The 428-nt window shown below is 36.2% G+C and carries 1 protein-coding gene; it reads right to left on the minus strand.

Features of this window, described 5'->3' with window-relative positions:
- Window positions 1-299: hypothetical protein (locus EII37_RS10910; protein ID WP_221620943.1), on the minus strand; the 299-nt coding region annotated here is incomplete at its 3' end.
- Between the last annotated feature and the right edge of the window lie 129 nt (window positions 300-428).

The raw sequence follows: 428 nt of genomic DNA on the forward strand, positions 1-428 counted from the left end.
CCTAAATCTCTAGTAAGTTGTAGCCATTTCTTTTGACCTGCTGACGTACCTTTGTCAACCGTAGAGAGTTCTTCTTTTAGTTTTGTTGCTTTGTCACGTGATAAGCCCAACTGCGTTTGTAAATTCTTTTGCAATTGTGCCATTTTGCCGGTATTTGTTGGGTCAATTTTTAGAGCTTCACGTAAGTTTTTAGCTTCTCCTCTAAGCCCTGACATTGCGGTATTAACGCCTTTAAGTGAGTTCTCGAATTTCGTAGTATTACCGTATATCTCGACCTCAAATGTTGCATTACTTGCCATTACATACCCTTTCTTTTACGCCTTTTCTCTTTTTCTTTTTCCTCTTTCTTTTTCTCTGCAATAAGTTCGATTATTTTATAAACAAGTTCTAGTTCCATTTCCATGAACTGTGTTATATCAATTTCATTA

Origin of the sequence: Streptococcus sp. OH4692_COT-348 (assembly GCF_003859975.1) — a bacterium.
Lineage (GTDB): Bacteria > Bacillota > Bacilli > Lactobacillales > Streptococcaceae > Streptococcus.